Genomic DNA, 1,051 nt, shown 5'->3' with positions numbered 1-1,051 from the left:
CGCCGGGGTCGATGCCGTGGCCAGCGCCTTCCGGCCAAAGCCGGTGCTGGTGCATGATGCCGGGGCGCAAGATGATCAGGCGCGCAAAAGCGCCTGACCAAACGTCGGCCTCTCGCAACGGGCGCTATGGGGTTTCCCGCAGCGCCCGCCAGATCGGGGTCAGTCGCCTTCGGATCGTACTCTCATCAGGTATCTCGCGACCCGGAGAGGTCTTTGCGAACCAGTCCTGAACTTCCGCAACCCATTCACCCTGCGTTGCAGGCAGGCCATCCTCGTGCAGACGGACCATCTGCGAGATATAAAGACCTTCCCAGTCATAGCGGGATGGCGCACCGCCCGGATCTGCCGCGCGCTTGGCGAGACCGTGAGCAATCTCGAACTCGTAAACCTCACTCGCGAGGATCAGCAGGTCGGAGGGTTCGACGGTGATGTGATTTTCGGGATCCGCGATCATCACCCAGTCCTTCTGGCCAATTGGTCGAACCCGCCGGATCACGCGGCGTTGCGGCCCGCTGGCCCAGCGCCGGAACATGCTGAGGATATCGACCACGGGCACCACGACCAGCCCTGACAGAATCGTCCCGTTCTGCTGGATCGGCTCGATCGCCATGACGACCTCGGGCTTTCCGTTGATGGCCCAACCCGCCAGATCGTCGAGGCTGCAATCCCATCTGATCGCAACTTCCTGAACCGTGAAAAACGTGCGTTGCGGCAATCCCATCTTCTTTCGTCTCCCTGCTCGTAGGCGCTGGGCTGCCCTTCTTCCGATCCCAAAGCGCCTTGCCTCAATCCTCTCGCGCGCAGACACAGCTTTCCCGATCACGGGCCTTGCAAAGGCTCGCGTCGCTCGACCGCATCCGGCGTGATTGGCCGACTTCTTCACCACCAGAACGAGACTTGTCCAGACGATTTCACTGGGGACAACCGACTCTTTGTTCTTGACATGTTCCAGCCCCAACAAAGGCTGAATCTGACACCGGCGACCGGCAGAACCGGTTCTGCCGGTCGCCGGATTTTGCCTCTTGACAGCCTGTCTCGCAGTGCATGCGCA

1 protein-coding gene is annotated in these 1,051 nt (G+C 61.5%); it reads right to left on the bottom strand.

Annotated elements, in window-relative coordinates; all coding sequences use genetic code 11:
• Positions 1–124: 124 nt before the first annotated feature.
• Positions 125–1,051: hypothetical protein (locus tag Q5Y72_RS19695; protein ID WP_305965082.1), on the bottom strand; the 927-nt coding region annotated here is incomplete at its 5' end.

Source organism: Paracoccus spongiarum (assembly GCF_030732095.1).
GTDB lineage: Bacteria > Pseudomonadota > Alphaproteobacteria > Rhodobacterales > Rhodobacteraceae > Paracoccus > Paracoccus spongiarum.
This window is presented reverse-complemented; position numbering and strand designations above follow the sequence as displayed.